At 57.9% G+C, this 24,673-nt stretch carries 20 protein-coding genes; 13 read left to right on the top strand and 7 right to left on the bottom strand.

Features of this window, described 5'->3' with window-relative positions; genetic code table 11:
• Positions 1-20: 20 nt before the first annotated feature.
• Together ahpC and G5193_RS17370 are read right to left on the bottom strand one after the other, a co-directional pair.
• On the bottom strand, positions 21-587 hold the full coding sequence (gene ahpC, locus G5193_RS17375) for an alkyl hydroperoxide reductase subunit C (protein ID WP_005337335.1): 567 nt from the start codon (positions 585-587) through the stop codon (positions 21-23).
• A gap of 703 nt (positions 588-1,290) precedes the next feature.
• The gene (locus tag G5193_RS17370; RefSeq protein ID WP_013723842.1) at positions 1,291-1,737 is read right to left on the bottom strand and encodes a CBS domain-containing protein; all 447 of its coding nucleotides are present in this window, start codon (positions 1,735-1,737) and stop codon (positions 1,291-1,293) included.
• A 212-nt stretch (positions 1,738-1,949) separates the two neighbouring features.
• Here G5193_RS17370 and queA point away from each other — a divergent pair, with 212 nt between their 5' ends.
• From queA to G5193_RS17330, 8 genes are all read left to right on the top strand, one after another.
• Positions 1,950-3,002: a tRNA preQ1(34) S-adenosylmethionine ribosyltransferase-isomerase QueA gene (queA, locus tag G5193_RS17365; protein WP_042056163.1), complete on the top strand. Its 1,053-nt coding sequence runs from the start codon at positions 1,950-1,952 to the stop codon at positions 3,000-3,002.
• Positions 3,003-3,076: 74 nt separating this feature from the next.
• Positions 3,077-4,213 (top strand): tRNA guanosine(34) transglycosylase Tgt, encoded by a 1,137-nt coding sequence (gene tgt, locus G5193_RS17360; RefSeq protein WP_005337329.1) that lies wholly within the window; start codon positions 3,077-3,079, stop codon positions 4,211-4,213.
• 49 nt (positions 4,214-4,262) lie between these two features.
• Positions 4,263-4,598 (top strand): preprotein translocase subunit YajC, encoded by a 336-nt coding sequence (yajC, locus tag G5193_RS17355; RefSeq protein WP_005337327.1) that lies wholly within the window; start codon positions 4,263-4,265, stop codon positions 4,596-4,598.
• 18 nt (positions 4,599-4,616) lie between these two features.
• The gene (gene secD / locus G5193_RS17350) at positions 4,617-6,470 is read left to right on the top strand and encodes a protein translocase subunit SecD (protein ID WP_005337324.1); all 1,854 of its coding nucleotides are present in this window, start codon (positions 4,617-4,619) and stop codon (positions 6,468-6,470) included.
• A gap of 10 nt (positions 6,471-6,480) precedes the next feature.
• Positions 6,481-7,428, top strand: a complete 948-nt coding sequence (gene secF / locus G5193_RS17345; protein WP_005337322.1) for a protein translocase subunit SecF — start codon at positions 6,481-6,483, stop codon at positions 7,426-7,428.
• 84 nt (positions 7,429-7,512) lie between these two features.
• The gene (locus tag G5193_RS17340; protein ID WP_005344690.1) at positions 7,513-7,881 is read left to right on the top strand and encodes a rhodanese-like domain-containing protein; all 369 of its coding nucleotides are present in this window, start codon (positions 7,513-7,515) and stop codon (positions 7,879-7,881) included.
• Positions 7,882-7,971: 90 nt separating this feature from the next.
• Positions 7,972-8,907 carry a lipoprotein NlpI gene (gene nlpI / locus G5193_RS17335; RefSeq protein ID WP_005344691.1) on the top strand — a complete coding sequence of 312 codons (936 nt, stop codon included), beginning with the start codon at positions 7,972-7,974 and terminating at the stop codon, positions 8,905-8,907.
• Positions 8,908-9,507: 600 nt separating this feature from the next.
• Entirely contained in the window at positions 9,508-10,485 is a 978-nt protein-coding gene (locus G5193_RS17330) for an AraC family transcriptional regulator (protein ID WP_227342450.1), read from the top strand.
• 95 nt (positions 10,486-10,580) lie between these two features.
• Here the strand turns inward: G5193_RS17330 and G5193_RS17325 are convergent, their stop codons facing one another.
• The 3 genes from G5193_RS17325 to G5193_RS17315 all read right to left on the bottom strand — a co-directional run bounded on the left by G5193_RS17325 (position 10,581) and on the right by G5193_RS17315 (position 15,734).
• Positions 10,581-12,962 carry a beta-glucosidase gene (locus G5193_RS17325; protein WP_421206632.1) on the bottom strand — a complete coding sequence of 794 codons (2,382 nt, stop codon included), beginning with the start codon at positions 12,960-12,962 and terminating at the stop codon, positions 10,581-10,583.
• Between the two features lie 420 nt (positions 12,963-13,382).
• Positions 13,383-13,841, bottom strand: coding sequence for a serine protease chaperone (locus G5193_RS17320; protein ID WP_216953341.1), 459 nt, complete (start codon positions 13,839-13,841; stop codon positions 13,383-13,385).
• An 18-nt stretch (positions 13,842-13,859) separates the two neighbouring features.
• Entirely contained in the window at positions 13,860-15,734 is a 1,875-nt protein-coding gene (locus tag G5193_RS17315; protein WP_421206630.1) for a S8 family serine peptidase, read from the bottom strand.
• A gap of 607 nt (positions 15,735-16,341) precedes the next feature.
• Here G5193_RS17315 and G5193_RS17310 point away from each other — a divergent pair.
• A complete protein-coding gene (locus tag G5193_RS17310; protein WP_421206641.1) occupies positions 16,342-17,127 on the top strand; it encodes a MetQ/NlpA family ABC transporter substrate-binding protein in 786 nt (261 codons plus the stop codon).
• Between the two features lie 85 nt (positions 17,128-17,212).
• On the opposite strand, the gene G5193_RS17305 is transcribed toward G5193_RS17310, so the two are convergent.
• Positions 17,213-19,063 (bottom strand): DUF3413 domain-containing protein, encoded by a 1,851-nt coding sequence (locus G5193_RS17305; protein ID WP_139460789.1) that lies wholly within the window; start codon positions 19,061-19,063, stop codon positions 17,213-17,215.
• Positions 19,064-19,110: 47 nt separating this feature from the next.
• Entirely contained in the window at positions 19,111-19,338 is a 228-nt protein-coding gene (locus G5193_RS17300; protein WP_005333874.1) for a YejL family protein, read from the bottom strand.
• Positions 19,339-19,411: 73 nt separating this feature from the next.
• On the opposite strand from G5193_RS17300, the gene yejK reads away from it, so the two are divergent.
• The 4 genes from yejK to malG all read left to right on the top strand — a co-directional run bounded on the left by yejK (position 19,412) and on the right by malG (position 24,669).
• Positions 19,412-20,461, top strand: coding sequence for a nucleoid-associated protein YejK (gene yejK, locus G5193_RS17295; protein ID WP_019445372.1), 1,050 nt, complete (start codon positions 19,412-19,414; stop codon positions 20,459-20,461).
• 395 nt (positions 20,462-20,856) lie between these two features.
• Positions 20,857-22,038 carry a maltose/maltodextrin ABC transporter substrate-binding protein MalE gene (malE, locus tag G5193_RS17290; protein WP_005333871.1) on the top strand — a complete coding sequence of 394 codons (1,182 nt, stop codon included), beginning with the start codon at positions 20,857-20,859 and terminating at the stop codon, positions 22,036-22,038.
• Positions 22,039-22,113: 75 nt separating this feature from the next.
• Positions 22,114-23,766, top strand: a complete 1,653-nt coding sequence (malF, locus tag G5193_RS17285) for a maltose ABC transporter permease MalF (protein WP_421206628.1) — start codon at positions 22,114-22,116, stop codon at positions 23,764-23,766.
• Positions 23,767-23,778: 12 nt separating this feature from the next.
• Entirely contained in the window at positions 23,779-24,669 is an 891-nt protein-coding gene (malG, locus tag G5193_RS17280; protein WP_005333868.1) for a maltose ABC transporter permease MalG, read from the top strand.
• Positions 24,670-24,673 lie beyond the last annotated feature (4 nt).

Below are 24,673 nucleotides of genomic sequence, written 5' to 3'. Positions count from 1 at the left end.
CGGTCTTGGAAGCGGGAGGCTTAGATCTTGCCTACCAGATCCAGGGACGGGGCCAGAGTGGCTTCGCCTTCTTTCCATTTAGCCGGGCACACTTCACCCGGGTGGGAAGCAACGTACTGGGCTGCTTTGACTTTGCGCAGCAGTTCCAGTGCGTCACGGCCGATGCCGCCAGCGTTGATCTCGACGATCTGGATGATGCCCTGCGGGTCAATCACGAAGGTACCGCGGTCAGCCAGACCAGCTTCTTCGATCATCACGCCGAAGTTGCGGGTGATGGTACCAGTCGGGTCACCAATCATCGGGTACTGGATCTTCTGAATGGTGTCAGAAGTGTCGTGCCATGCTTTGTGAGTGAAGTGGGTATCGGTAGAGACAGAGTAGATCTCAACGCCCAGCTTCTGGAATTCAGCGTAGTTGTCAGCCAGGTCGCCCAGCTCGGTCGGGCAAACGAAGGTGAAGTCAGCCGGGTAGAAGAAGACCACGGACCACTTGCCTTTCAGGTCAGCGTCAGACACCTGAACGAATTTACCATTGTGGTAGGCGGTAGCATTGAACGGCTTGATTTCAGTGTTGATGTAGGTAGACATGTAATTGCTCCTTGGTGATGTACATATGCCGGTCTGGTGTTGAAGAGTCTGCCAGACGAGGCGCTTAACTTTCGATGGATTCATCATAGGGGCTTCCACTAATCGAGAAAAGCCGCAATTTTGAATCGCTTAAATCTACTTATTAGATAACTCACTATGGCTGTACCTAACATGAATATCTCAGGCCTACTGAGATAACTCCTTGTCGTGGTTCAATATCTGTGCGCTACATCGCCTTTTCAAGGCATGGGAAGAGGTGTGCAGAGCCACGATAACGCGATGAGATAAACGGTGGTGCAAACATATAGAGCAAACAGGTGGCGAGGAGGTTGAGACCGTTCCTCGCAGCGATGGGGGATGTGCTGACAAGGGGGAGAGCAGAAAACGCGGATAAAAAAATCCCGGCGCTATCGCAACGACAGGGCCGGGTCATCAAACAAGGAATGGCTATATAAACAAATGCTTTACAGCAAAGACTAACTACGGGGTGTGCAAACTTGCAGACATATGAGAGGAAGATAATGGGTGCACAATCCCTCGTCTTCCCCTCGGCAACTATTGCATGGGAGGGATAATAGTGTGACGCAGATCACAAGGCAAGTGTTTGTTGTAATTTTTCAATCAAAATGAAAGTGTTTCATCATTTCAGCTTATTTAGACGGCTGAAAACGCTTTTATTGTAATTTAATTACAACTTAATCTATCAAAAGTCGGTAGGTGGTTCCTGCTCTTCCATCAATTCCAGCAGGTTGATGGCCACGGCAATAAAGTCCGACTCGGTGACAATGCCGATGAGCTTGCGTCCTTTGAGTACCGGCAGGCAGCCATATCTGTGGCGCTGCAGGTAAAGTGCTGCCTCCTTGATGCCGGCGTGAGGATCTACGCTCGCCACTTGCCGTGTCATGATCTCGTCGAGTTGCACGCTGTCGGTAAATTCGGCTTCCCGCTCCGGGCTGATGAGCAGCAGCTTGGATTCCCGGGTGGCCAGGATATCGGTGAGAGTTACCAACCCCAGCAGGTGATGCTGCTCGTCGACGATGGGAATGTGGCGGATCCGCTCCTGCTGCATCAGGTCCATCGCCTGTTTGACACTGTTTGACGGACCCAGAGTGAAGGGGTGTTCGGTCATGATTTCGGATAGGGTCATCATGGTGGGCCTCCTTGTGTATCTGCTTTCACCCTAGCCCAGCGCCCATTGGCAAAACATGATCAGGGTCAATACAGAACATTAAAGAATCATTAACCGGATGTGTGTCTCAATATTGCTCGCTACCCCTTGTCTCTCTTGGGTTTTTGGTCTTTTGGGTTGCCTTGGAAGATGGGGATAACTAGACTAGCCGCCGATTCCCCCCGAGGTGAAAGATGCAAGTATCCGATTTTCATTTTGATCTGCCAGACGAGCTGATTGCCCGCTATCCGATGGCAGAGCGTACTGCCAGCCGCCTGTTGCAGCTCGATGGTCAGACTGGCGCCCTGCGCCACGGTCAATTTGTGGATGTGCTGGATCAGCTCAATCCGGGTGACCTGCTGGTATTCAATAACACCCGTGTCATTCCGGCTCGCATGTTTGGCCAGAAGGCCAGCGGCGGCAAGCTGGAGGTACTGGTCGAGCGCATTCTGGACGAGCACAGCGTGCTGGCCCATGTCCGGGCCTCCAAGGCGCCCAAGCCCGGCACCCGGATGATCATGGATGGTGGTGTGGAGGCAGAGATGCGCGCCCGCCACGACGCCCTGTTCGAGATCCACTTCCTCGACCCGCGTCCGGTGCTGGAGATTTTGGAGGCCATCGGCCACATGCCGCTGCCCCCCTATATCGACCGCCCCGACGAGGATGCCGACAAGGAGCGCTACCAGACCGTTTACAATCAAAAGCCGGGCGCTGTCGCTGCGCCGACCGCCGGCCTGCACTTTGATGAGCCGCTGCTTGAGAAAATTCGGGCCAAAGGGGTTGAAACGGCCTTCGTCACCCTGCATGTAGGGGCGGGCACCTTTCAGCCGGTGCGGGTAGATAAGATTGAAGATCACCACATGCACTCCGAGTATGCGGAAGTGCCGCAAGAGGTGGTGGATGCCATCGCGGCCACCCGTGCCCGTGGTGGCCGGGTGATTGCGGTCGGTACTACTTCGGTCCGTTCGCTGGAGAGCGCGGCCAAGGTCACCCTGGCGCAGGGCAAACCGCTGGCGCCCTTTTTTAGTGACACCGATATCTTCATCTTCCCTGGTTACCAGTTCCAGATTGTCGATGCCATGGTCACCAACTTCCATCTGCCGGAGTCGACCCTGATCATGCTGGTCAGCGCCTTCGCCGGTTATGACAACGTGATGGCGGCCTATCAGGCAGCCGTGGTCGGACAGTACCGTTTCTTCAGCTACGGGGATGCCATGTTCGTCACCCGTCGCCAGGTTGAAGCATAAGCTTCAGCTTATTTACCGGGCCGTGAGCGGCCATCCTATAGTCAGACTGTTTATCTGACGCAGCCGAGGTAGCAATGAAATTTGAACTGAAAACCACCGACGGCCGTGCCCGTCGCGGTCAACTGGTCTTCGAACGTGGTGTGGTACAAACGCCGGCCTTTATGCCGGTCGGGACGTACGGCACCGTCAAGGGGATGACCCCGGAAGAAGTGCGTGAAACCGGCGCCCAGATCCTGCTGGGTAACACCTTCCACCTCTGGCTGCGTCCGGGTCAGGAAGTGATGCGTGCCCACGGCGATCTGCACGATTTCATGAACTGGCAGGGCCCGATCCTGACCGACTCCGGTGGTTTCCAGGTGTTCAGCCTGGGCCATATTCGCAAGATCACCGAAGCGGGCGTCCACTTCCGTCACCCCATCAATGGCGAGAAGATCTTCCTTGACCCCGAGAAGTCCATGGAGATCCAGTACGATCTGGGCTCCGACATCGTGATGATCTTCGACGAGTGCACCCCGTACCCGGCTACTTATGAAGAAGCGCGCAAGTCCATGGAGATGTCCCTGCGCTGGGGCAAGCGCTCCCGCGACAAGTTTGATGCACTGGGTAACAAGAACGCCCTGTTCGGCATCATTCAGGGCTCGGTCTACGAAGATCTGCGGGATGTCTCCCTAAAGGGGCTGCTGGAGATCGGTTTCGACGGTTATGCGGTCGGTGGTCTGGCCGTGGGTGAACCCAAAGAGGACATGCACCGCATCCTCGAGCACGTCTGCCCGAAAATTCCAGCCGACAAGCCGCGTTACCTGATGGGGGTCGGCAAGCCGGAGGATCTGGTGGAAGGGGTGCGCCGTGGTATCGACATGTTCGACTGCGTCATGCCGACCCGCAACGCCCGCAACGGCCACCTGTTCACCACCGATGGTGTGGTGAAGATCCGCAACGCCCAACATCGCAACGACACCAGTACCCTGGATGCCGAGTGTGATTGCTACACCTGCAAGAACTACAGCCGAAGCTACCTGCACCATCTGGACAAGTGCAACGAGATCCTCGGTGCCCGTCTGAATACGATTCATAACCTGCGTTATTACCAGCGTGTGATGCAGGGTTTGCGGGACGCGATCGAGCAGGGTAAATTAGACGACTTTGTAACAGAGTTTTACCGTCGGCAAGGGAAGCCTGTGCCTCCGTTAGCTGAAAATGACGTTAAATAACAACAACATATAATTTTTTTTTAAATCTACATCAATAAGAGGTTGTTAAATGAGCATTATCTCCAAGGCGTATGCAGAAGGCGCAGCACCGGGTGCACAGGGTGGTGGTATGGAAATGATCATCATGCTGGCCGTATTCGGCCTGATTTTCTACTTCATGATCTATCGTCCCCAGGCCAAGCGTGCCAAGGATCACCGCAATCTGATGAGCTCATTGTCCAAGGGTGATGAAGTGCTCACTTCCGGTGGCCTGGTTGGCAAAATTGCCAAAGTGGCTGCAGACAGCGATTACCTGGTGATCGCCCTGAACGACCAGACTCAAGTCACCATCAAAAAGGACTTCGTCTCTGCCGTTCTGCCCAAGGGTTCTATCCAGTCCCTTTAATCTCCCAAGGAGCACAGCGTGTTGAATCGCTATCCGCTGTGGAAATACCTGATGGTGATCCTGGTGATCGCCATCGGTTTTCTATATGCAGCCCCCAATCTTTACGGCGAAGATCCGGCTTTGCAGGTTTCTGCCAGCCGTGGTGCCGAAGTCAAGCTAGATACTCTTGATCTGGTGAAAGAGACCCTTGAAGCGGCCAAGATCCCGGTCAAACATGCTGCATTCGAGCACGGTTTTATCCTGATCCGTTTCAAGAACACCGAAGACCAGCTGAAGGCGCGCGATATCGTTGCCAACAAGCTGGGCGACAACTTCATTACCGCACTCAACCTGGCACCTTCCACTCCCGCCTGGCTCGAAGCCATCGGTGCGGCGCCTCTGAAGCTGGGTCTTGATCTGCGCGGTGGTGTGCACTTCCTGATGGAAGTGGACATGGCCGAAGCACTGACCAAGCAGCAAGAGCAGATGGTGCAGGATTTCCGCTCCGAGCTGCGCACCCAGAAGATCCGTTACTCCGGCGTGCGCCGGGTCGGTGATCAGGTGCAGGTGATCTTCCGTGACGAAGCCGATCAGGAACGCGCCGTTTCTCATCTGCGTCGTCAGAACCCTGATTTGACCTTCACTACCGAGCAGAAAGGGGATGAGTTCATCCTGCTGGCTGGTCTGAGCGAAGCCAAGATAAAGGAAGTGAAGAAGTACGCCCTCGAGCAGAACATCACCATCATCCGTAACCGGGTCAACGAACTGGGTGTGGCCGAGCCGCTGGTACAACAGCAAGGTGCCGAGCGCATTGTCGTTGAACTGCCCGGTATTCAGGATACCGCCCGCGCCAAGGAGATCCTGGGGGCAACCGCGACCCTGGAGTTCCACATGGTCGATGAGACTGCCGACATCCAGGCTGCGGCCGACGGCCGTGTCCCGCCCAGCTCCAAGGTCTATAACGATCGCAACGGTCGTCCCGTGGTGCTGCAAAAGCGGGTGATCCTGACCGGTGACCACATCGTGGGTGCCCAGTCCGGTTTCGACGAGTACAGCCGTCCCCAGGTCAACATCAAGCTGGATGGCCAGGGTGGCAACAAGATGGCCAACTTTACCAAGGACAACGTCGGTAAAGGGATGGCGACCGTCTTCATCGAGTACAAGCCGGTCGGTCAACCTGGTCCGGATGGCAAGCGCAAGTTCCGCAAGCAGGAGGAGGTGATCAACGTCGCCACCATCCAGTCGCGTCTTGGCAGCCAGTTCCGTATCACAGGTATCGACAACGCCAACGAAGCCCACAACCTGGCGCTGCTGCTGCGTGCCGGTGCCCTGATCGCCCCGATCCAGATCGTGGAAGAACGCACCATTGGCCCGAGCCTGGGTCAACAGAACATCGACAGCGGTATGGAAGCCATCGGCTGGGCCATGCTGGTGATCGTGCTGTTCATGGGGATCTACTACCGCGCGTTCGGCTGGGTTGCCAACTTGGCGCTCTGTATGAACCTGGTGTTGATTGTCGGCATCATGTCGATGATTCCGGGGGCCACCATGACATTGCCGGGTATCGCCGGTATCGTCTTGACGCTGGGTATGGCGGTGGATGCCAACGTGCTGATCTACGAGCGTATTCGTGAAGAGATCCGCAACGGTCGGGGTGTTCAGCAAGCCATCCATCTGGGCTTTGATCGAGCATTCTCCACCATCGCCGACTCCAACGTGACCTCGCTGATCACCTGTGTGATCCTGTTCGGTATCGGCACCGGCGCCATCAAGGGCTTTGCCCTGACGCTGGGCATTGGTCTGACCGCCTCCATGTTTACTGCCATCACAGTTTCCCGTGCCATTATCAACCTGGCTTGGGGTGGACGGCGTATCGACAAGCTGCCCATCTGAGGATAGAGAGATGTTTCAGATTCTACATTTTGAAAAACCGATCCCGTTTATGCGCTATGCCAAGCCGGGTGTGGTTTTCTCTTCCGTGCTGATGGTGGTAGCCCTGTTCTTCCTGTTTGATCGGGGGCTGAACTGGGGTCTGGACTTTACCGGTGGTACCACTATCGAGGTGGGGTTCCAGCAGTCGGTGAGCCTGGACAAGATCCATGACGCTCTGGAAGAGCAGAAGATTGAAGGGGCAACCCTGCAACACTTTGGCTCCAGCCGTGACGTGCTGTTCCGCCTGACCCCGAAAGAGGGGGTCAAGGTAGAACAACAGGGTAACGAAGTGCTGGCGGCTGCCAAGCAGCTCGACGAGGGCGCAGTGCTCAAACGCGTCGAGTTCGTCGGCCCTTCCGTGGGTGATGAACTGGCGACAGACGGTGCGCTGGCCATGCTGGCCTCCATCCTCTGTATCCTGGCCTACGTGGCAGTGCGTTTCGAATGGCGTCTGGCGCTGGGGGGCATTCTCTCCCTGGTGCACGACGTGGTGATCACGCTGGGTGTCTTTGCCTACTTCCAGTACGAGTTCGACCTGACCGTACTGGCGGCGCTGATGACCCTGGTGGGTTACTCCCTGAACGATACTATCGTGGTGTTCGACCGCTTGCGGGAGAACTTCCGCAAGGTGCGTAAAGGGGATACCGAATACATCCTGGATCTCTCCATGACCGAGACCCTGAGTCGTACCATTATCACCTCCGGCCTTACCTTTATCGTGGTGCTGGCGCTGCTGCTCAAGGGCGGTGCGCTGATCCACGGTTTTGCCGTGGCCATGGTGATCGGTGTGGCGTTCGGTACCTACTCCTCCATCTATGTGGCGAGTGCGTTTGCCATGTTCCTCGGCGTCAAGCGCGAGCACATGCTGCCCACCCAGGTAGAGAAAGAGGGTGCGGACCAACAGGAAATCCTGCCGTAACAGTGAAGAGCGCCTCATGGCGCTCTTTTCTTATCTCTGCGTGTCGTTTGCTGACGCAGATGATTTCAACAAAAGGAGCTTGCCATGCAACACAATCCCCGTTTTTTGGCGCTGGTTGACGGGATCCGCTCCCGCATCACTGAAACCGATGTTCACCAGATCAAGCGCTGGCAGGACGAAGGGCGCACGTTTCACCTGATCGACGTGCGGGAAGAGAGCGAGTGGGCCAAAGGCCATCTGCCCGGAGCCCAATATCTGGGTCGTGGAGTGATTGAGCGGGATATCGAGACCCTGTTCCCGGATCCCGAGACCACGCTCTATCTCTATTGTGGTGGCGGTTTTCGCTCCGTACTGGCGGCCGACAATTTGCAACAGATGGGTTATCGCAACGTAATCAGTGTTGACGGCGGTTTTCGCGGCTGGCTGGAGGCCGGATACCCTGTCGAATCCTGATTTATTTGATGGAGAGGGGCTCAGCTACATGACAAAGTGGCGGCTGACCTTTACCATATGCGGGGTCAAGCGTAAGCGTCGGAGTGTTCATTGAACGTCAGGAAAGGGATTGGATACCTCCTTGGTATCCTGTTGCTGCTACCCATGTGGGGTTGCAGCAGTAGCAGTCATGTCAACACCCCTAAGGTTCCCAAGGCGCAGCCTGCTTCACTGGTATTGGCGACCCCCCTGCAGGTCTCCTACCAAAGCGAGTTGGCGCTCGCCCGACTCGGGCAGATGCTGAGTGAAATGGAGTTGACCACGGAGCAACGGGCCGAGTTGTTCTATGAACGTGCCGTGGTGTTTGATCGCGTCGGCTTGCGTTCCCTTGCCCGTCTCGATTTCAACAGGGCCCTGCGGGAGAAACCGGATTTCGCTGAAGCCTACAACTTCATCGGTGTCTATCTGGTACAGCAGCAGAACTACGACGAAGCCTATGAGGCATTCGACTCAGCCCTCGAGCTGGCACCCGATTATGACTATGCCTACCTTAACCGCGGTATTGCCCTCTATTACGGTAATCGTCCCGAGCTGGCAGCGGCCGATATGAAGCGTTTCTACGAAGCGCAGCCGGAAGACCCTTATCGGGTGATCTGGCTCTATCTGGCCGAGCAGAAGCTCAATCCCGCTGCGGCCATGAGCCGGATGCGCGAGCGCCTCAACAAGTACGATGACGACGCCTGGAACTGGGATCTGGTTCGCCTCTATACCGGCGAGATCAACGCGTCCCAGCTGATGGGCAACGTGGTGAAAGGGGTGAAGGATAACCGGGAGCTGGCCGAGCGCCTGTGTGAAACCTATTTCTATCTGGGCAAGTTCGAGTTGGGCAAAGGCAACCGCAAGGAAGCCATCAGCTACTTCAAGCTGGCGCTCTCCAACAACGTCTATGACTTCATCGAGCACCGCTATGCTCTGCTCGAACTGGAGTTGATGGCGCGCAAACCCTTGCCGCCGGGTGCCCAGAGCAAAGGCGAACAGCCCTCCTGAATGGAGATGGCGATTACCCGGTGATAAAAAACCTCGATATGAGGCTAATGCCAGTCAGTAAAGCCTGACTGGCATTGTTTTTATCTGCTTTTTCACACCCACTCCCGTGGCTTGGCTCCATGTCACAGTGAGCTTCGTGTCGCTAATCCACACAACCCTACCAGTTTTTCCAACTCTGCCGCCCGCCTCTGAATAATGAACGGGCACATCTGATCCATGCAGCTCAACAGATGGATGGGGCCGACTCCGTGTGAAACCCGGTCGGCTCGTCGTATGCCTCCTGATATGGGTGATTCTCTTCCCTATCGCGGTGGGCGACTGGTTGACTATCGCTGCTCTTGTCCGATTCCTGCCGGACTGCCTCTCTCATAATGGGTGAGGCTGACGATAGGGAGTAAATATGCGTGCTGGCCCGTGCTTTTACACTCCGTTACATCTGCTCGTCCTGTGACCGCCCCATAATGGTCCTTGGTCTCCTAACCCTGTTCGATGGGAGGTGGATCAGTAGTCGATAAAGTGGAGATCACGAGCAATTTCCTGTCAGCACGGAGGCCTGGACGACGGATGTCACAGAGCGTATCAAACCAGTTGATCAGACGAATGCTGGGAGCCTGCCAGCAGCAGGGGGGCGATCCCGATGCCATTTTGATGGCGGGCGGCCTCACGTCGTTCGACATCGAGCGGGAGCAGGGCCGGCTGCCGGCCCACAGCCACTACCGGATGCTGCAACTGATGCAGCCCTATCTGGCCATTTTTCACGAAACCATCCTCTCCTACGACATCGGCCAGCTCTACCAGCACTATCCACCCCTCATCAGCCTGTGCCTGAACCAGCCATCACCGCGGGCGGCGCTAGAGATGCTGCTGGCCTATCGCCCCATCATCGGCAGTTGTGACGAGCTGCGGGTGCGGCGGGGGGCGCAGGCCAGCCAATACCTGTATGTCAATCAGGGGCCCGCCAGCCTGGGGGCGAGTCAGGCCATCCCCAACTTCATCATGCTCTACCGGATTTTGCGGGTCTATCTGGCGGATCCTCGGGTCTCGGTGGGCTTCACGGGGCGGCCGCCACCGCGCCATCAACTGCTGGACCAGTTCTTCGCCACTAGCTGCCGCTGGGAGCAGGGGGAAAACACCCTGACCATCGACAATGCCCAACTCGACTGCCCCAGCCAGTGCTACAACGAGCCGCTGGGTCGTCTGCAACTGGCCCAGCTGGCGCAGATCTGCGCCGACATCGCCGAGCGGGCCCCCTTTGCCTGTCTGGTGGGGGAGCGGATCCGCCACAAGATCCGGGAAGGGGAGCTGGAGAGCAACGAGAGCCTGCTCAAGGAGGTGTGCGCGGCCATGAATGTCAGCCGCTGGACCCTGAATCGCAAATTGCAGGGGGAGGGGAGCAGTTTCTCGACCCTGCTGAGGGAAGCGAGGGTGAGCGAAGCCTGCCGCTTGCTGGGTGAGGGGGATCAACCGCTGCAGAGCATCAGCGATCGGGTCGGTTTCTCGTCCCAGAGCGCCTTCAACCGCTTCTTCAAGGCCAACACCCGGATGACGCCGCTGGCCTATCGCAACGCCCGCCAATAAAAACGGGACCGGTGCAAGGCCGGTCCCGTGGGCGGGTCATTGCTGGGCAATGTTCGGGCAAGGCCGGGCTGGGGGCCCGGCCGTGCCTGCCTTTGTTAGCGGGTGATGGTGGTGACGCTGGCGGGATCCACCCCGGTCGGCAGTGCCAGTGCCCCTGGCGTGGTGTTGCTCACCACGATCTCCTTGCTAACCGTGAAGCTGACCGGCGTGCTGGCGGAGACATCCGACGAGGGGCTGATGTAGGCGCTGTAGCGGCCCGGCTCCACGATCCACTGGTTGCTGGCCTCATCGAAGCTGGCGAGGATGCTGGCCGGAATGGTGAAGCTCAGCTGTTCGCTGGCCCCCGGTGCCAGTTGCGCCGTCTTGGCAAAGGCCTTGAGCTCGATGAGCGGTTTCTTCAGCTTGACCTCGGGGGCGGTCACATAGACCTGGGCCGCCTCCTTGCCTGCCACGGCGCCGGTGTTGGTGATGGTGGCGGTCAGCACCAGGTTGCCGGCGCTGCCGTCCGCTAGGGTATTGCTGGCGATGGCGGGGCTGGTGTAGCTGAAGCTGGTGTAGGAGAGACCGAAGCCGAACGGGTAGGAGACCGCCTGCTCGAAGGTGCTGTAGTAGCGATAGCCCACGTAGATCCCTTCGTTGTAGTAGAGATCGTCCGGTTCGCCGTCCCCGTCGGTGTCCTCGCCCGGGAAGGTGCCGGCGGAGGGTACGCTGGCGTAGCTGTGCGGGAAGCTCTGGGCCAGTTTGCCGCTCGGGTTGACCGCGCCGGAGAGCACGTCCGCCACCGCGTGACCGGTCTCCTGGCCAGCCATGTAGGCCAGCAGGATGCCATCCACCTTGTCGCTCCACTGGGCGGTGTCGATGACGCCGTTGACGTTAAGCACCACTACCACCTTCTTGCCCTGGGCGTGGAAGGCGTTGCTCACCGCGTCGATGAGGGCGCGCTCGTCATCGCCGAGCAGATAGTCCCCCTTGCCGCTGCTGCGATCCGCTCCTTCCCCGGCCTGGCGGCCGATACTGATGACGGCGGCTTGCTGGGTGGCAGCCGCATTGGCGATCAGCGCCGCCAGCTCGCCGCTGATTGGCGCCTCGGCGCAGGTGTAGTAGCCCTTGGCGCCAAATTGCCCCTCATGATAGACCTTGTTGTTCTCGTAAAAATCGCGGTAGTAGCTCTGCAACGCCTCGTTGACCGGGAAGCGTGCCGCCAGTCCCTGCGCGATGGTGGTGGTGCTGGCGGCGTTCACATCCCCGCTGCCGGTGCCGCCCTTGTAGGTGTTGATCTGGTTGATGCCAAAACTGGCCAGGGTGCTGCTTGCCGCCAGCGGCAGGGCCGCGGCGTCGTTGCGCAGCAGCACCATGCTCTCGGCACCGGCCTGACGGGCCAGTTTGGCGTGAGCGATCAGATCCGGGCTGTTGCTGATGGTCAGCTGGCTGTAGGAGGGGCTCTTCATCACCTGGGTCAGGATGTGGATGGCGGCCTCGTTTACCTTGGTCTCGTCGAGATCGCCGTGCTCGATGGATTGCTGCAACTGCTCCTTGACGTTGCCTGGCTCGATCAAATCCTGCCCCGCCAGCACCTGCTTGTAGGCATTGTTGGCCACGTCGCCGGCAAACCAGTCGGACATCACCAGGCCGTCAAACTTCCACTCGCCGCGCAGAAGGTCGGTCACCGCATCCTTGCGCTCGTTGACATAGGTGCCGTTGACCTTGTTGTAGGAGGTCATCACCGCCCAGGGCTGGGCCTCGTCTACCGCTATCTGGAAGCCGCGCAGGTAGATCTCGCGGAAGGTTCTCGGTTCGCCGATGTCGTTGATCTGGTTGCGGTTGGTCTCGGAGTTGTTGCCGAAGTAGTGCTTGATGGTGGTGCCTACCCCGTTGCTCTCCACCCCGTTGACCATGGCGGCGCCGATTTTGCCGGTGAGCAGGGGGTCTTCCGAGTAGTACTCGAAGTTGCGGCCATTGAGCGGGTTACGCTGGATGTTCATGCCCGGGGCCAGCAGGATGTCGACCCCGTACTGGCGCACCTCGTCCCCCATGGCTTCGCCGACGGCCTTGACCAGCTTGACGTCCCAGCTGGAGGCGAGCAGCGAGCCGATGGGCCAGGCGGTGGCATAGTAGCTGGCGCTGTCACCGTCGCGGTTGGCGTTGATCCGCACCCCGGCCGGCCCGTCCGCCAGTTTGAGGGCCGGAATGTCGATGCCGTCCGCGCTGCGCAGCACGCCGTTGATGTAACCCGCCACGCCGGGCACGTCCTGTTTGACGTTGATGGCGCCGTTGGCACTGCCGTAACCGGGGCCGGAGAGCAGGTCCAGCTTCTCGCTCAGGGTCAGCTTGGCCACCATGGCCTCGGCCTGGCCGCGGTAATAGGCATCGTCCTTGACCAGGGGATCCGAGTCATTCTGGTTGCAACCGACCAGCAGGCCGGCCAGCGCCAGGCTGACACCCAGTGAAACCGCTTTCAATTTTGTGGTGATAGGCATGAAGACGTCCTCGTAACTGTCTGAATAAAAATACAAAGGAGATATCGACACCGGGCGCAAGGCATCCGCCCGGGCTGGGCCGCTCTGCTGGCGGCTGCCATTGGATATCGCAAGGAAGGCCGAACGGGCCGGTGGGCCGGCGTTTGGCTGCAGGCAGGTTAACAAGCCGGGCGATGGCTGCCTTGCCCTGGGGGAGCGAGAAATGTGCCGGCGGGAGCAAGGGGGCCGAGTTGTGAGCAAGGTCGCATCGAAAGGCGGTGCCAAAGCAAAGGTGGGGGTGGCAAGAGGGGAAAGGGCAGGGGAGAAGGAGGGAAAACGGATGGCCTGACGGCCACTGAGGATGGCTGCGATCAACACGCGAGGGGGCCGGCGGCCCCCTCGAAGATCAGCTGATATGCCCGGGCAATGGCCCGGGACGGCTCACTTGGGCTGTTTGAGGGCCCCGGCGAGTTCAATCTGCACCTTGACCCCCTCCTGCTTGAGCGCCGTGGCGACGGCGTTCAGATCGGTGCCCGGCTTGGCTTCCAGCAGGGCGATGCCGCCGCTGCTCTGCTTGAAGCGCAGGCCGTGCCGGCTGGCCAGCGCGCTGGCCTGGTTGTCATCGGCTTCCACCAGCAGGGTGCCGCTGACGGTGAGCTCGGGGCTGGCGGCCCCTTGCATCAACACGTCACCGCGGCGCAGGGTCTGTTGCGGGACCTTGCTGTCAAGGCTGCGGGCGACCCGCTTCTTGCTGCCGTTGTCAGGAATGAGGTAGGTCTGGCCATTTACCTCTATAGTGCTGTACTGCTTGCCATCCATGGTGACGGACTCCTGGGCGCAGAGCTGTCCCGAGAGGGGGGCCAGCAGGGTTGCCAGAAGCAAGGTAACAGGTTTGTTCATGGTAATACTCCTAGCGTGTTAGCTGCGGTTGGCATCGTGACCCAGGACCCGCAGGGACCATGAGATCAGCTTGCCCGGTTGGCGATTGTTGCGCTCGGTCAGGGTGGTACGCTCACGGGTCTCGCGATTGAGCAGAGAGACCTGACGGGTACCGTTGGCAACGTCGGTTACTTCCAGTCGCCACTGGCCTTGCGCCGATTCGCCGTAGAACTTGTTGGATAGCATCCGCATGTCGCGCAATCCCTTGGTTCGCACAAAGCCCAGTTGCTGCTGGTCGAGAGATTGGCCGACCAGGCTGTTGAAGGGGCTCAGCAGGATGCTGCGGGTGCCGGCGGGGGAGACCAGTTCGATCAGCAGATCGGGCAGACGCTGATGATCCAGACTCACCATCACCTGAACCGCTTCTACCGTCAAGGGTGTCGCGATGCGGGTTGTTGAGCTGGTCGGGCTGTTGCCCACATCCGCAATGGCGGCGGCACTGCCGGTGACATTGATCTTCTGCCATGGCAGCTGTACCAGCGGGGGCAGGGGCTGGTGATTGGCTGCCAGCTCAAGGGCCTTATTGACGTCGATCAGACCGAAACCGTAAGTCGGGCTGAACCACATGCCGGCGGCATTGCGCTCCCACCCTTCCAGTCCTTTCACGTCGCGCACCTTGCCGGTGCTGCTGGTGTAGCTGACCATCACAGGTTTCTGTGTGGCATCGACCCGGGTTGCGCTGCGCGCCAGCAGATCCCGCAGGTCACGTACCGACAGATCCGGGTAGGCGGACATCAGCAGCGCCATGGCGCCGGAGGTGCTGGGGGTGGCGGAGGAGGTGCCGTTCATCACGCCGTTGTAGTCGCAGCTGGCATCCAGTTGCGGGTTGCCGTGCAGCCGGTTGGTGCTGGGATCGTCGGTGCGGTTGTAACCCATGTCGCAGCCGGGCAGATCCGTGGTCACCATCGCCGGAGCGTCGGTGCCGTACTCGCCGCCGGTCGCGCTCAGGAAGATGTTGCTGCCGACGCTGGAGTAGGAAGATCTGACGCCATCGGCGTTGAGCGCGCTCACCACCAGGTTCCAGAAGTTGCTGTTGGAGGGATCGAGGTTGCTGTTTTCAAACGGCAATTTGGGGCCATTGCCGGTGCGGTTAAGCACATAGCCGCCCGCCGCTATCTTGTTGAAGCCGTTGCCGGCGGCCTTGATATAGGCCGCGCCCTGCGCCTTGAGGGTCTGCTGTTCAAACAGACGATCAAGCTGGGATTGATCCAGAGAGTTGGCAGAGCGGGGATCCACCACACTCATGCCGTAGCTCTGGTTGAACACCCGGTTGTCGCGACTGGCATCGCTGTCGCCAAGGGCGTAGAGCCAATCCTTCTGCAACTGCTGGCTGTTGTCATCCAGCAGGTTGAATCCCTGCAGCTGGGCTCGCGGGGCTATCCCCTTGGTACCGATGGCGTTGTCTACCGCCGCAATAATGCCGGAGACAGAGGTGCCGTGGGCCGTATCCGGATCGGTCGGTGTCGGGTCATCGCTGCCGGTTACCACGTTTTTCGAACCCGGACGTACGTTCTCCGCCAGATCCGGGTGGGCGATGGCCAGACCATCATCCACCACGGCCACATTGACTCCCTGGCCCAGCACGCCGGTGCGATGAGCCCACCAGAGGTTGAGATCATTGCCCGCTATGCCGCCACGGGCGCTGAACCCATCCTGGCCGCTGTTGAGCAGATACCACTGCTGATCCTGCAGGGGATTGGTACCTGGCAGGCAGCGCTCGGTGCTGCTGCGTCCGATATCCATGCCGTTCTCCTTGCCGGTGAGCGGCGCACAACCTTCATTTGCCTGAACGAGCGCACTGGGCAGGGTCGACAGCAGTGCTGTGATCGCCAGTGCTAACGATGTTTGCTTCATTATTTTTTTAACTCCATCTTGGATCGCACCATCCTGAGTGCGACGGAAATCTATACACGGGTGGTAGGGGTTCAAAAAGAGCCATTTTCAAAAAACGCAATGAGGTTCAAAGAAATCCGATCTGGTTTATGGTAGGTATTCCAATGACACTGGTTATGTGTTTTATTGAGAATGGTTCTCACCGTTCGCTACTGATCTTTTTATCTGTAATTCACTCCTCTCGCGACTCTCCTTCGCCGCAGCCATCTCGATTCGGGGCAATCCCGAGGGGAGCTCGTGCGCTCTTGGAAATAAACGGCATGGTGGTGTGTGCCAATGTGAGTGCTGGTATGCGTTCGGGTGAGCCTGCAAGGTGATAAGGTGGGGGTGGGTCAGTGGTTTATTGCTTGGCGGCGGTGGATGGCTCTGTTATGGTAACTTAAATAGCCGTTTGGATGGCTAGATTGCTGCGGTGTGAAGGGCGTTACTTCTGAGGGCGGCCCCGCCGCAGGCCCATAGCTTGATGCGTACCTGACAGGGAGTCCCTATGCCGTTTCGTTCCTTCTTACCTTCTTCTTTGACTGCTTCCTTGCGCGCCACTGCTGGCGCCAGCACCTTTATTGCCGCGATGGCGGTCGGGAGCCTCTCTTTTTCCGCGGTTGCCGCCGATGCGTCCTTGCCGAACAAACAGGAGATTGTGATTGGTACTACGGTGGGGGATTTTGCCGACATGGTGACCGACTCCATCAAGCCGCAGCTGGAGGCCAAGGGGTATAAGGTCAAGCTGGTGGAGTTCACCGACTATGTGACCCCCAATATTGCTCTGGCTGACGGATCACTGGATGTGAACTGCTTCCAGCACAAACCTTATCTGGAGAGTTTTGCCAAAGATCGCGGCTTGTCGCTGGCACCCATTACCCAGGTGCCAACTGGCCCGATGGGGCTCTACTCCGGCAAGCTGGCAGCACTCGACAAAGTGAAAAAGGGGAGCACGGTGGCCATCCCCAACGATCCCACCAATCAGGCGCGGGCGCTGTTGATGCTGCAGGATCTTGGTTGGCTCACTCTCAAGGAGGGGATAAACCCGCTCAAGGCCAGCGAGTTTGATGTGGTGAACAATCCGCACAATCTCAAGCTGGTACTGCTGGAGGCGGCGCAGTTGCCCCGCTCGCGGGAGGATGTGGACTTCTCGGTGATCAACGGTAATTTTGCCGCCTCCAGCGGAATCCCGTTCAGTGAAGGACTGTTTCTGGAGCGCAGCTACGATTTTATCAATTGGGTGGTGGTGAAAAGCGCAGATGCGGAGCAGCCGTTTGCCAAAGATGTGGCGGCGGCCTACAACTCGGCGGCGTTCAAAGCCTATGCAGCCAAGCGTTTCGTTGGCTACAAGTACCCGCAAGGGTGGGGTGGCTAACAGTCGTGAACGTGGCCCGGCTATACAACGAAAAACGCCCCGAATTCGGGGCGTTTTTTATGGTATCAAGCCATCAACGGGCGCTTCACTGGTTGCGATAGAAGCGGTTCAGCTCGTTCATCACCTGGATCATGGCGCCCATATCCGGGGTGCCGTGCTTGATCGGGCGATAGCTGTTGCGCTCCAGCAGTTCGAAGTCACCCTGCTTGTTGAAGTGGGTGATGGTGTCCCCTTCATAGATGGCGAAGTCGTTCTGATCCCCGGCCAGCAGCCAGTTGCGCGGGCTGGTATCAAACAGCGAGCGGCCAACGCTGTAATCGCGCGCCGGATTGCGCACGCCCAGCATCCCCTGCATCAGGGTCGGCGCCAGATCGAAATGGCTGCTCGGTTGTTCCCGAACGTCACTGCCGCGCCCCGGCCAGGCCAGTACCAGCGGTACCTGCACCTGATAGGGTGAGTAGTTGCTGCCTGCGCCCCAGCTGTTGCTGCGGGTGTCGTTGAACTCCTGACCGTGGTTGGAGGTGATGACGACGATGGTGTTGCTGTCCATCCCCTGCGACTGCAATTTGGTCAGCATCTGCTCAAGCAACTGGTCGGTATAGAAGACCGAGTTCTTGTAGCGGTTTTCCAGTTTTTGCAGGTTCTCCGCCCGATAGGCGGTCGCCGGATTGAAGTTGGCGAGCTCCGGTTGGAACGGCCCCTTCATGGTGGCGGGCAATTGGTAGTCGCCGGGGCTCGAGAGATAGACCAGCGAGAACCAGGGACGCTCGGGAGAGCGCTTCTCCAGCCACTGTTGCCAGTCGGTCAGCAGCTTGCCATCGTCACTCTGTTCGGAGACAAACACCTGTTTGCGCAGACCGGCGAGGATGCTCTTGCGATACTTCTGGGCATCTTCCATCGCGCCGAACAGCCCGAACTGGTAATCCTGGCGCAGCATCTCGTCGAACAGCACCGGCGGACGCTTGTCGCTGCTGATGTCCTTGTAGTAGTGACCGGGCAACCCGTAGAAGAGGCTGAACATGCCCATCAGGTCGTCGTTGCCGCCACTCAGGTGATTGCGGAACGTCAGATGCTGGTCCGCATAGCGCTGCAGATTGGGCATGTTGATGTTGTTGAGCATGTCAAAGCGCAGCGAATCGACCACCACAATCAGCAGATTGTTGTGAGTCAGGGGGGCGTTGACGTTGAGCGGGCGCAGCGGATAGTGCATCCGGCTGTCGCTGTTATCCCCCTGGGAAGCAGCCTGCTTCTCGTACTGATCCAGATCCAGCCAGCCATGTTTGGCCAGGAAGGAGCGGGCCGTCATAGGGTAGGAGAGGGGGAAGTTGGCTCTCTGCATGGTGATCGGCTGATAGAGGGTCGCATCGGCCCAGCTGTTGACCACGTGGGTCAGAATAAAGCAGATCAGCAGGGCCAGTCCCACCTGATTTCCGTACTGGCGGCGCTTGCGCTTGTTGATCTTGCGCCAGACATAGGCCGACAGCAGCAGTTGCAGCAGGAAGATGGTGGGCACGGCAACGAAGATGATGCTCCAGATTGAGCCCTCTTCGGTTTGCGCCTGATCCAGCAGCAACTGCCATACCTGACTGTTGAGGTGGAACTTGAACAGCCGGAATACCTGGGTGTCGATTAGCAGCAGCACCAGCGCCAGGGTGGCGATGATGGCCGAGATGAACCGCAGCGGTTTCTCTTTGGGCAGCACGAAGCTGAGCGGGAAGATCGTCAACAGGTAGGTGACAAAACTCAGAAACGAGAAGTGGCCAATCCAGCTTACAACGAGATAGATCACGCCAAGCGTGGTCGATGGCCAGCTGATGGCACCCAGATAACGGGTGGCGATGAGCATGGCCAGAATAATGTTGAAGAAGGAGAACCAATGCCCCCAGGTGATCAGGCGAGAGACATTATCACGATAGGGGTTACCGGTTTCGACCATAGTGATCCATCTGCGTTGAGAAACGTCAAATCAACAGAGTCGGGGACTCAGTGTGCGTCGTGGCGATTATCGACCGATGCGGTCAGGGCCTGGACAAACTTTTCAGTGATGGCCTGGCGCTGGGCCGGTGCCATACCGTTGATGATATTGGTGGTCAGATTGCCAAGCACCATAAGGCTGAGATCCACCGGCGCTTTATGCTTTTCCAGCGCGGTGATCAGGTCGTTCATCAGGGCGTCAAATTGCTCGTTATTGTACTTTGATACGATAGGCATAATCTTCAGTTCATCTCGGTTCAAAGCGCCTTATAATACTTCACCCTTTCGGCTAACACTATGGCTTTGTGACATGAGTCTCGATATCGACAAGATCATTCTTCACTCCTTGCGCCAGGGCGGCGATGGTCAACCCCACGCCGATACCCGCAGCCAGACCCTGCCCCCTGATGAGGCGGTACAGGGACTGATGGCGGAACTGCATCGGATCTACAACGGCAAGGGCGGCAAGGGCTTTGGCTTCTTTGCCGACCCCGAGGCCGCCGTCGCCGAGCTGGCCGACGGTGAAGAGGCTCCCAAGCAGCCTTCACCCGCGTTTCGTATCGCACTCGAACAGCTGCTCGCCGAGCAGACCGAATTCGTTCCCTTCTCGGTCACCGTGACCCAGATGCTGGTCAAGCAGCTGGTGGAGCACGCCCTCGATGAGCAGGGGGTGCTGCTGTTTGCCAAATATAACTACGTCGGGGTCGATTATCTGCTGATTGCCCTGCTTGAGGGCAAGGAGAGCGTCACCGTCAGCGAAGCGCTGGAATTGCGCCATATCCAGTATCTGGATATCGGCAAACTCAATCTGGTGGCCCGCATTGATTTGACCGAATGGAAAACCCAACCTGATTCGCGCCGCTATATCACCTTCAGCAAGGGGCGCATTGGTCGCAAACTGGGCGACTTCTTTATGGATCTGCTGGGTGCCCGCGAGGGGATGGATGCCAAGGTACAAAATAAAGGCTTACTGCAGGCGGTCGAAGATTATTGCGACAGTCGTCAGCTCGAACCGACCGAGCGCAATGACTATAAAAAGCAGGTCTTCAAATATTGCACCGAACAGGCGAGCGCCGGTGAAGAGATCGAAATCAAGGAGCTGTCTGCAGAATTGCCTGGTGACGGTGACCTCGATTTTTACAGCTTTATCGGTCAGGAGTATGAGCTGGAAGAGCGTTTCCCGGCGGATCGCTCTACCCTGCGTGGTTTGACCAAGTTTGTCGGCTCCGGCGGCGGTCTGACTTTGAGCTTTGAGCAGAAGCTGTTGAACAGCCGGATCTTTTACGATCCCCAGACCGACACCCTGACCATCAAGGGTGTGCCGCCCAATCTCAAGGATCAGCTGCTGCGCCAGTCATAATGTGATCCGGCCTTCATTTTTGGCAAAAAGACACCGCAGTTCGCTGCGGTGTCTTTTTATTTAATGGGGCAGGGGGTAGCGAAAGCAACTCGGTGCTTTGTTAACAAATTAAACAGAATTATCCATGTGAAAGGGTTTTCAATGAGGTGAAAACCCTTTCATTCATGTCTTTTTATTTCTATTTGGTAATTTAATTTCTTGTGTTGGCGAGAAATATGCCAATAAATGGCGCTAACCCCCTGAAATAAGAAAATGTTTTCAAAACTTTCTGGAAGGAAATACGTAATTGCATTTCAAAAATGCGAGTTGCGTCATGTGAGCCGTTTGCCGCTTGGGATAATATTCATCTCGCACACAATGCTCTTACAGCGCGGAACTAATACAAGGAAAGGCTCATGAAAAAGAAATTGCTGTCATCCCTGATCGGTCTGGCCACTCTTGGCGTCGCTTGCTCTGCTACTGCTGCCATCGATGAAGGCCAGCTGACCATCTGGATCAACGGTGACAAGGGATACAACGGTCTGGCTGAAGTGGGTAAGAAGTTTGAAGCAGAAACCGGCATCAAGGTTACTGTGGCTCACCCGGATCAGGTTGAAGTGAAATTCCAGCAAGCCGCCGCCACTGGCAACGGCCCGGACATCTTCTTCTGGGCTCACGACCGTTACGGTGAGTGGGTCAAAGCCGGTTTGCTGGTTCCGGTAACGCCGAACGCTGCCACCAAAGGCAAATTTGAACAGCTGGCATGGGATGCCATGACTGTTGATGGCAAAACCTATGGCTACCCGGTTGCCATGGAAGCAGTCAGCCTGATCTATAACAAGGACCTGCTGCCCGAGCCGCCGAAAACCTTCGAAGAGATCGCCAAGATTGACGAGACTCTGAAGAAAAACGGCAAGCGCGCCATCATGTGGGCTTATGACACCCCGTACTTTAGCTATCCGCTGGTGGCTGCCAACGGTGGTTACGCCTTCAAGAAAACCGCTACCGGTTATGACGTCAAAGATACCGGCGTGAACAACGCAGGTGCCAAGATGGGCGTGGGCTACATCTCCGAGATGATCAAGTCCGGTCACCTGGAAAAAGGCATCGACTACGGTGTGATGGACGCCAAGTTCAACAAGGGCGAAGTGGCCATGATGATCAATGGTCCCTGGGCCTGGAGCAACCTGGACAAGAGCGGCATCAAGTACGGCGTAGCGCCGCTGCCGACCCTGAACGGCAAGCCGGCCAAAGCCTTCGTTGGCGTACTGGGTGCCACCATCAACGCTGCCAGCCCGAACAAGGATCTGGCTATCGAGTTCCTGGAAAACTACCTGCTGACCGATGCCGGTCTGGCGCCGGTTAACGCCGACAAGCCGCTGGGTGCCGTTGCGCTGAAATCCTTCCAGAAGACCCTGGAATCCGATCCGCACATCAAGGCCACCATGCTGAACGCCCAGGCTGGCGAGCCGATGCCATCCGTTCCCGAGATGAGCCGTTTCTGGTCTTCCTTCGAAACTGCCCTCAAGAACGTGACCTCCGGTCGTCAGGGTGTTGACGAAGCTCTGGATACCGCTGCCAAGCGTATCGTTCAGTAAGCACGCACTACCCGGGAGGCCGTCATGGCCTCCCACTCTCTCAAATCTCTCTTGGCGTTATAAAGGTTAATTGGCATGGAAGTAGTACCTTCTGTTGAGTCCTATGCCGGTCCGAAGGATAAGCACACCTGGCTTAAGTGGACCATAGCGGCCCTGGTTGCCATCCTCAACGGCTACGCAGCCGTGATGATGTACGCCAGTGGCGAGTGGGTATTCGCGCTGCTGGATCTGGTGGTGGTTTCCGTCGGTCTGTATGTCTTCATGAACAAGAAGACCTATGCCCATCGCTACATCTTTCCGGGTGTTGCGGGCATGGTTGTGTTTATCATCTTCCCTCTTGCCTACACCATTGGCATTGCCTTCACCAACTATTCGGGGTCCAACTTGCTCTCCGTGGAGCAGGCGCGGGACTACCACCTGAAGAAAACCTACAAGGTGGCGGGCGGTGAATTCGATTTTACCCTGCTGGGTGGCGACAACGGCCAGTTCCAGCTGCTGCTGACACAGGATGATCAATCCTTTATCAGCCAACCTGTTTCCCTGATGACCAACAAGGCCCGTGAGCTGGCGTCCCGCGAGGGCCGTGTGCAGATCACCCAGCAAGTGGTCGAGCTGCAGCCCTTCACCGGCGAAGCGGCCAGCAAGGCCGCACCGATCCGCGCCATTGTTGAGCATCGTACTCACCTGAGTGACCTTGATCTGGTGCTGCCGGATGGCGGTACCCACCTGACCCTGAGCAGCCTGCGCAAGTTTGCCGCCCAGAAGCAGCACTACACCCGTCTGATGGATGGTGCCGTGCTCAAGTCCGGCGTGGTGATCAAAGACAGCAACCTGCTGCGTGATACCCAGAATGGCGAGCTGATGCTGCCCAATGGCGAGACCGGCTTCTATCAGTACATCGACGAACAGGGTCAGTTTGTCGGCAAGGGTATTGCTCCGGGCTTTGTGGTGAGCGTCGGTTGGAAGAACTTCGCGCGCATCGTCACCGATCCGGGCATCCAGTCACCCTTCCTGCAGATCTTCATCTGGACCGTGATCTTCTCAACCTGCTCCGTCGCTTTCACCCTGGCTATCGGCATGGTGCTGGCCTGTCTGGTGCAGTGGGAAGAGCTCAAGGGGCGCGGTTTCTATCGGGTCATGTTGATCCTGCCCTATGCGATCCCGGCGTTTATCTCCATCCTGGTGTTCAAGGGGTTGTTCAACCAGAACTTCGGTGAGATCAACATGTTCCTGGAAGCGGCGTTTGGCATCAAACCGGACTGGTATACCAACCCCTTCCTGGCCAAGGTGATGATCCTGATTGTCAACACCTGGCTCGGCTACCCCTACATGATGATCCTCTGCATGGGCCTGCTCAAAGCCATCCCGGAAGATCTCTATGAAGCGTCCGCCATGGACGGTGCCGGTCCGGTGCAGAACTTCTTCAAGATCACCGTGCCGCTGCTGATGAAGCCGCTGACACCGCTGTTGATTGCCTCGTTCGCATTCAACTTCAACAACTTCGTGCTTATCCAGTTGTTGACCAACGGTGCGCCCGACATCATCGGCGCCAGCACCCCGGCCGGTACCACCGACTTGCTGGTGAGTTATACCTACCGGATTGCGTTCCAGGGATCGGGTGGTCAGGACTACGGTCTGGCCAGTGCCATCGCCACAGCCATCTTCCTCATCGTAGGTGCGCTGGCGCTGCTCAACCTGAAATTGTCCAAAGCCGACAAGCAGCTGTAAGGAGGCTTCAACATGGCAATCGTACAACCCAAATCAGTCAAATACCGGGTGTGGGCAACCCACCTGGTCATGTGGGGCTTCCTGGCGTTGATCATCTTCCCGTTGATCATGGTTATCGCCATCTCGTTCCGTAACGGTAACTTCGCGGTAGGGGAGATCATCCCCTCCAATCCGACGCTGGATCACTGGAAGCTGGCGCTGGGCATGTCCATCACCAACGCCGACGGCAGCATCACGCCGCCGCCGTTCCCGGTGCTGACCTGGTTGTGGAACTCCATCAAGATCGCCGGCATCACTGCCCTGATGATCGTGACGCTCTCCACCACCTGTGCTTACGCCTTTGCCCGCCTGCGTTTTCGTGGCAAGTCCACCATCCTGCAGGGCATGCTGATTTTCCAGATGTTCCCGGCGGTGCTGGCACTGGTAGCCATCTACGCGCTCTTTAACAAGATTGGTGACTACATCCCCTGGCTCGGTCTCAACACCCACGGTGGCCTGATCCTGGCGTACATGGGGGGGATTGCCCTGCACGTCTGGACCATCAAGGGCTACTTCGAGACCATCGACTCCTCCCTGGAGGAGGCGGCGGCCATCGACGGTGCAACCCCGTGGCAGGCATTCCGTCTGATCCTGTTGCCCCTGTCGGTGCCCATCCTGGCGGTAGTGTTTATTCTGGCCTTTATCGGTTCCATTACCGAGGTGCCCATGGCCTCCATCCTGCTGCAGGATGTGAACAATCTGACCCTGGCGGTCGGGGCTCAGCAGTACCTCTATCCGCAGAACTATCTGTGGGGTGATTTCGCGGCGGCCGCAGTGCTCTCCGGTTTCCCCATCACTGTGGTCTTCCTGTTGGCACAGCGCTGGTTGGTTGGCGGTCTGACTGCTGGTGGTGTGAAAGGTTAAGTTT

It is taken from the genome of Aeromonas sp. 601027, from assembly GCF_049174455.1.
Taxonomy (GTDB): domain Bacteria; phylum Pseudomonadota; class Gammaproteobacteria; order Enterobacterales; family Aeromonadaceae; genus Aeromonas; species Aeromonas veronii_A.
This window is presented reverse-complemented; position numbering and strand designations above follow the sequence as displayed.

Excerpts from the sequence above, each read along its gene's own strand:
- ahpC (WP_005337335.1), bottom strand. The coding sequence starts at position 587 with ATGTCTACCTACATCAACACTGAAATCAAGCCGTTCAATGCTACCGCC.
- G5193_RS17370 (WP_013723842.1), bottom strand. The coding sequence starts at position 1,737 with ATGATGACCCTATCCGAAATCATGACCGAACACCCCTTCACTCTGGGT.
- queA (WP_042056163.1), top strand. The coding sequence starts at position 1,950 with ATGCAAGTATCCGATTTTCATTTTGATCTGCCAGACGAGCTGATTGCC.
- tgt (WP_005337329.1), top strand. The coding sequence starts at position 3,077 with ATGAAATTTGAACTGAAAACCACCGACGGCCGTGCCCGTCGCGGTCAA.
- yajC (WP_005337327.1), top strand. The coding sequence starts at position 4,263 with ATGAGCATTATCTCCAAGGCGTATGCAGAAGGCGCAGCACCGGGTGCA.
- secF (WP_005337322.1), top strand. The coding sequence starts at position 6,481 with ATGTTTCAGATTCTACATTTTGAAAAACCGATCCCGTTTATGCGCTAT.
- G5193_RS17340 (WP_005344690.1), top strand. The coding sequence starts at position 7,513 with ATGCAACACAATCCCCGTTTTTTGGCGCTGGTTGACGGGATCCGCTCC.
- G5193_RS17330 (WP_227342450.1), top strand. The coding sequence starts at position 9,508 with ATGCTGGGAGCCTGCCAGCAGCAGGGGGGCGATCCCGATGCCATTTTG.
- G5193_RS17325 (WP_421206632.1), bottom strand. The coding sequence starts at position 12,962 with ATGCCTATCACCACAAAATTGAAAGCGGTTTCACTGGGTGTCAGCCTG.
- G5193_RS17320 (WP_216953341.1), bottom strand. The coding sequence starts at position 13,841 with ATGAACAAACCTGTTACCTTGCTTCTGGCAACCCTGCTGGCCCCCCTC.
- G5193_RS17315 (WP_421206630.1), bottom strand. The coding sequence starts at position 15,734 with ATGAAGCAAACATCGTTAGCACTGGCGATCACAGCACTGCTGTCGACC.
- G5193_RS17310 (WP_421206641.1), top strand. The coding sequence starts at position 16,342 with ATGGCGGTCGGGAGCCTCTCTTTTTCCGCGGTTGCCGCCGATGCGTCC.
- G5193_RS17305 (WP_139460789.1), bottom strand. The coding sequence starts at position 19,063 with ATGGTCGAAACCGGTAACCCCTATCGTGATAATGTCTCTCGCCTGATC.
- G5193_RS17300 (WP_005333874.1), bottom strand. The coding sequence starts at position 19,338 with ATGCCTATCGTATCAAAGTACAATAACGAGCAATTTGACGCCCTGATG.
- yejK (WP_019445372.1), top strand. The coding sequence starts at position 19,412 with ATGAGTCTCGATATCGACAAGATCATTCTTCACTCCTTGCGCCAGGGC.
- malE (WP_005333871.1), top strand. The coding sequence starts at position 20,857 with ATGAAAAAGAAATTGCTGTCATCCCTGATCGGTCTGGCCACTCTTGGC.
- malF (WP_421206628.1), top strand. The coding sequence starts at position 22,114 with ATGGAAGTAGTACCTTCTGTTGAGTCCTATGCCGGTCCGAAGGATAAG.
- malG (WP_005333868.1), top strand. The coding sequence starts at position 23,779 with ATGGCAATCGTACAACCCAAATCAGTCAAATACCGGGTGTGGGCAACC.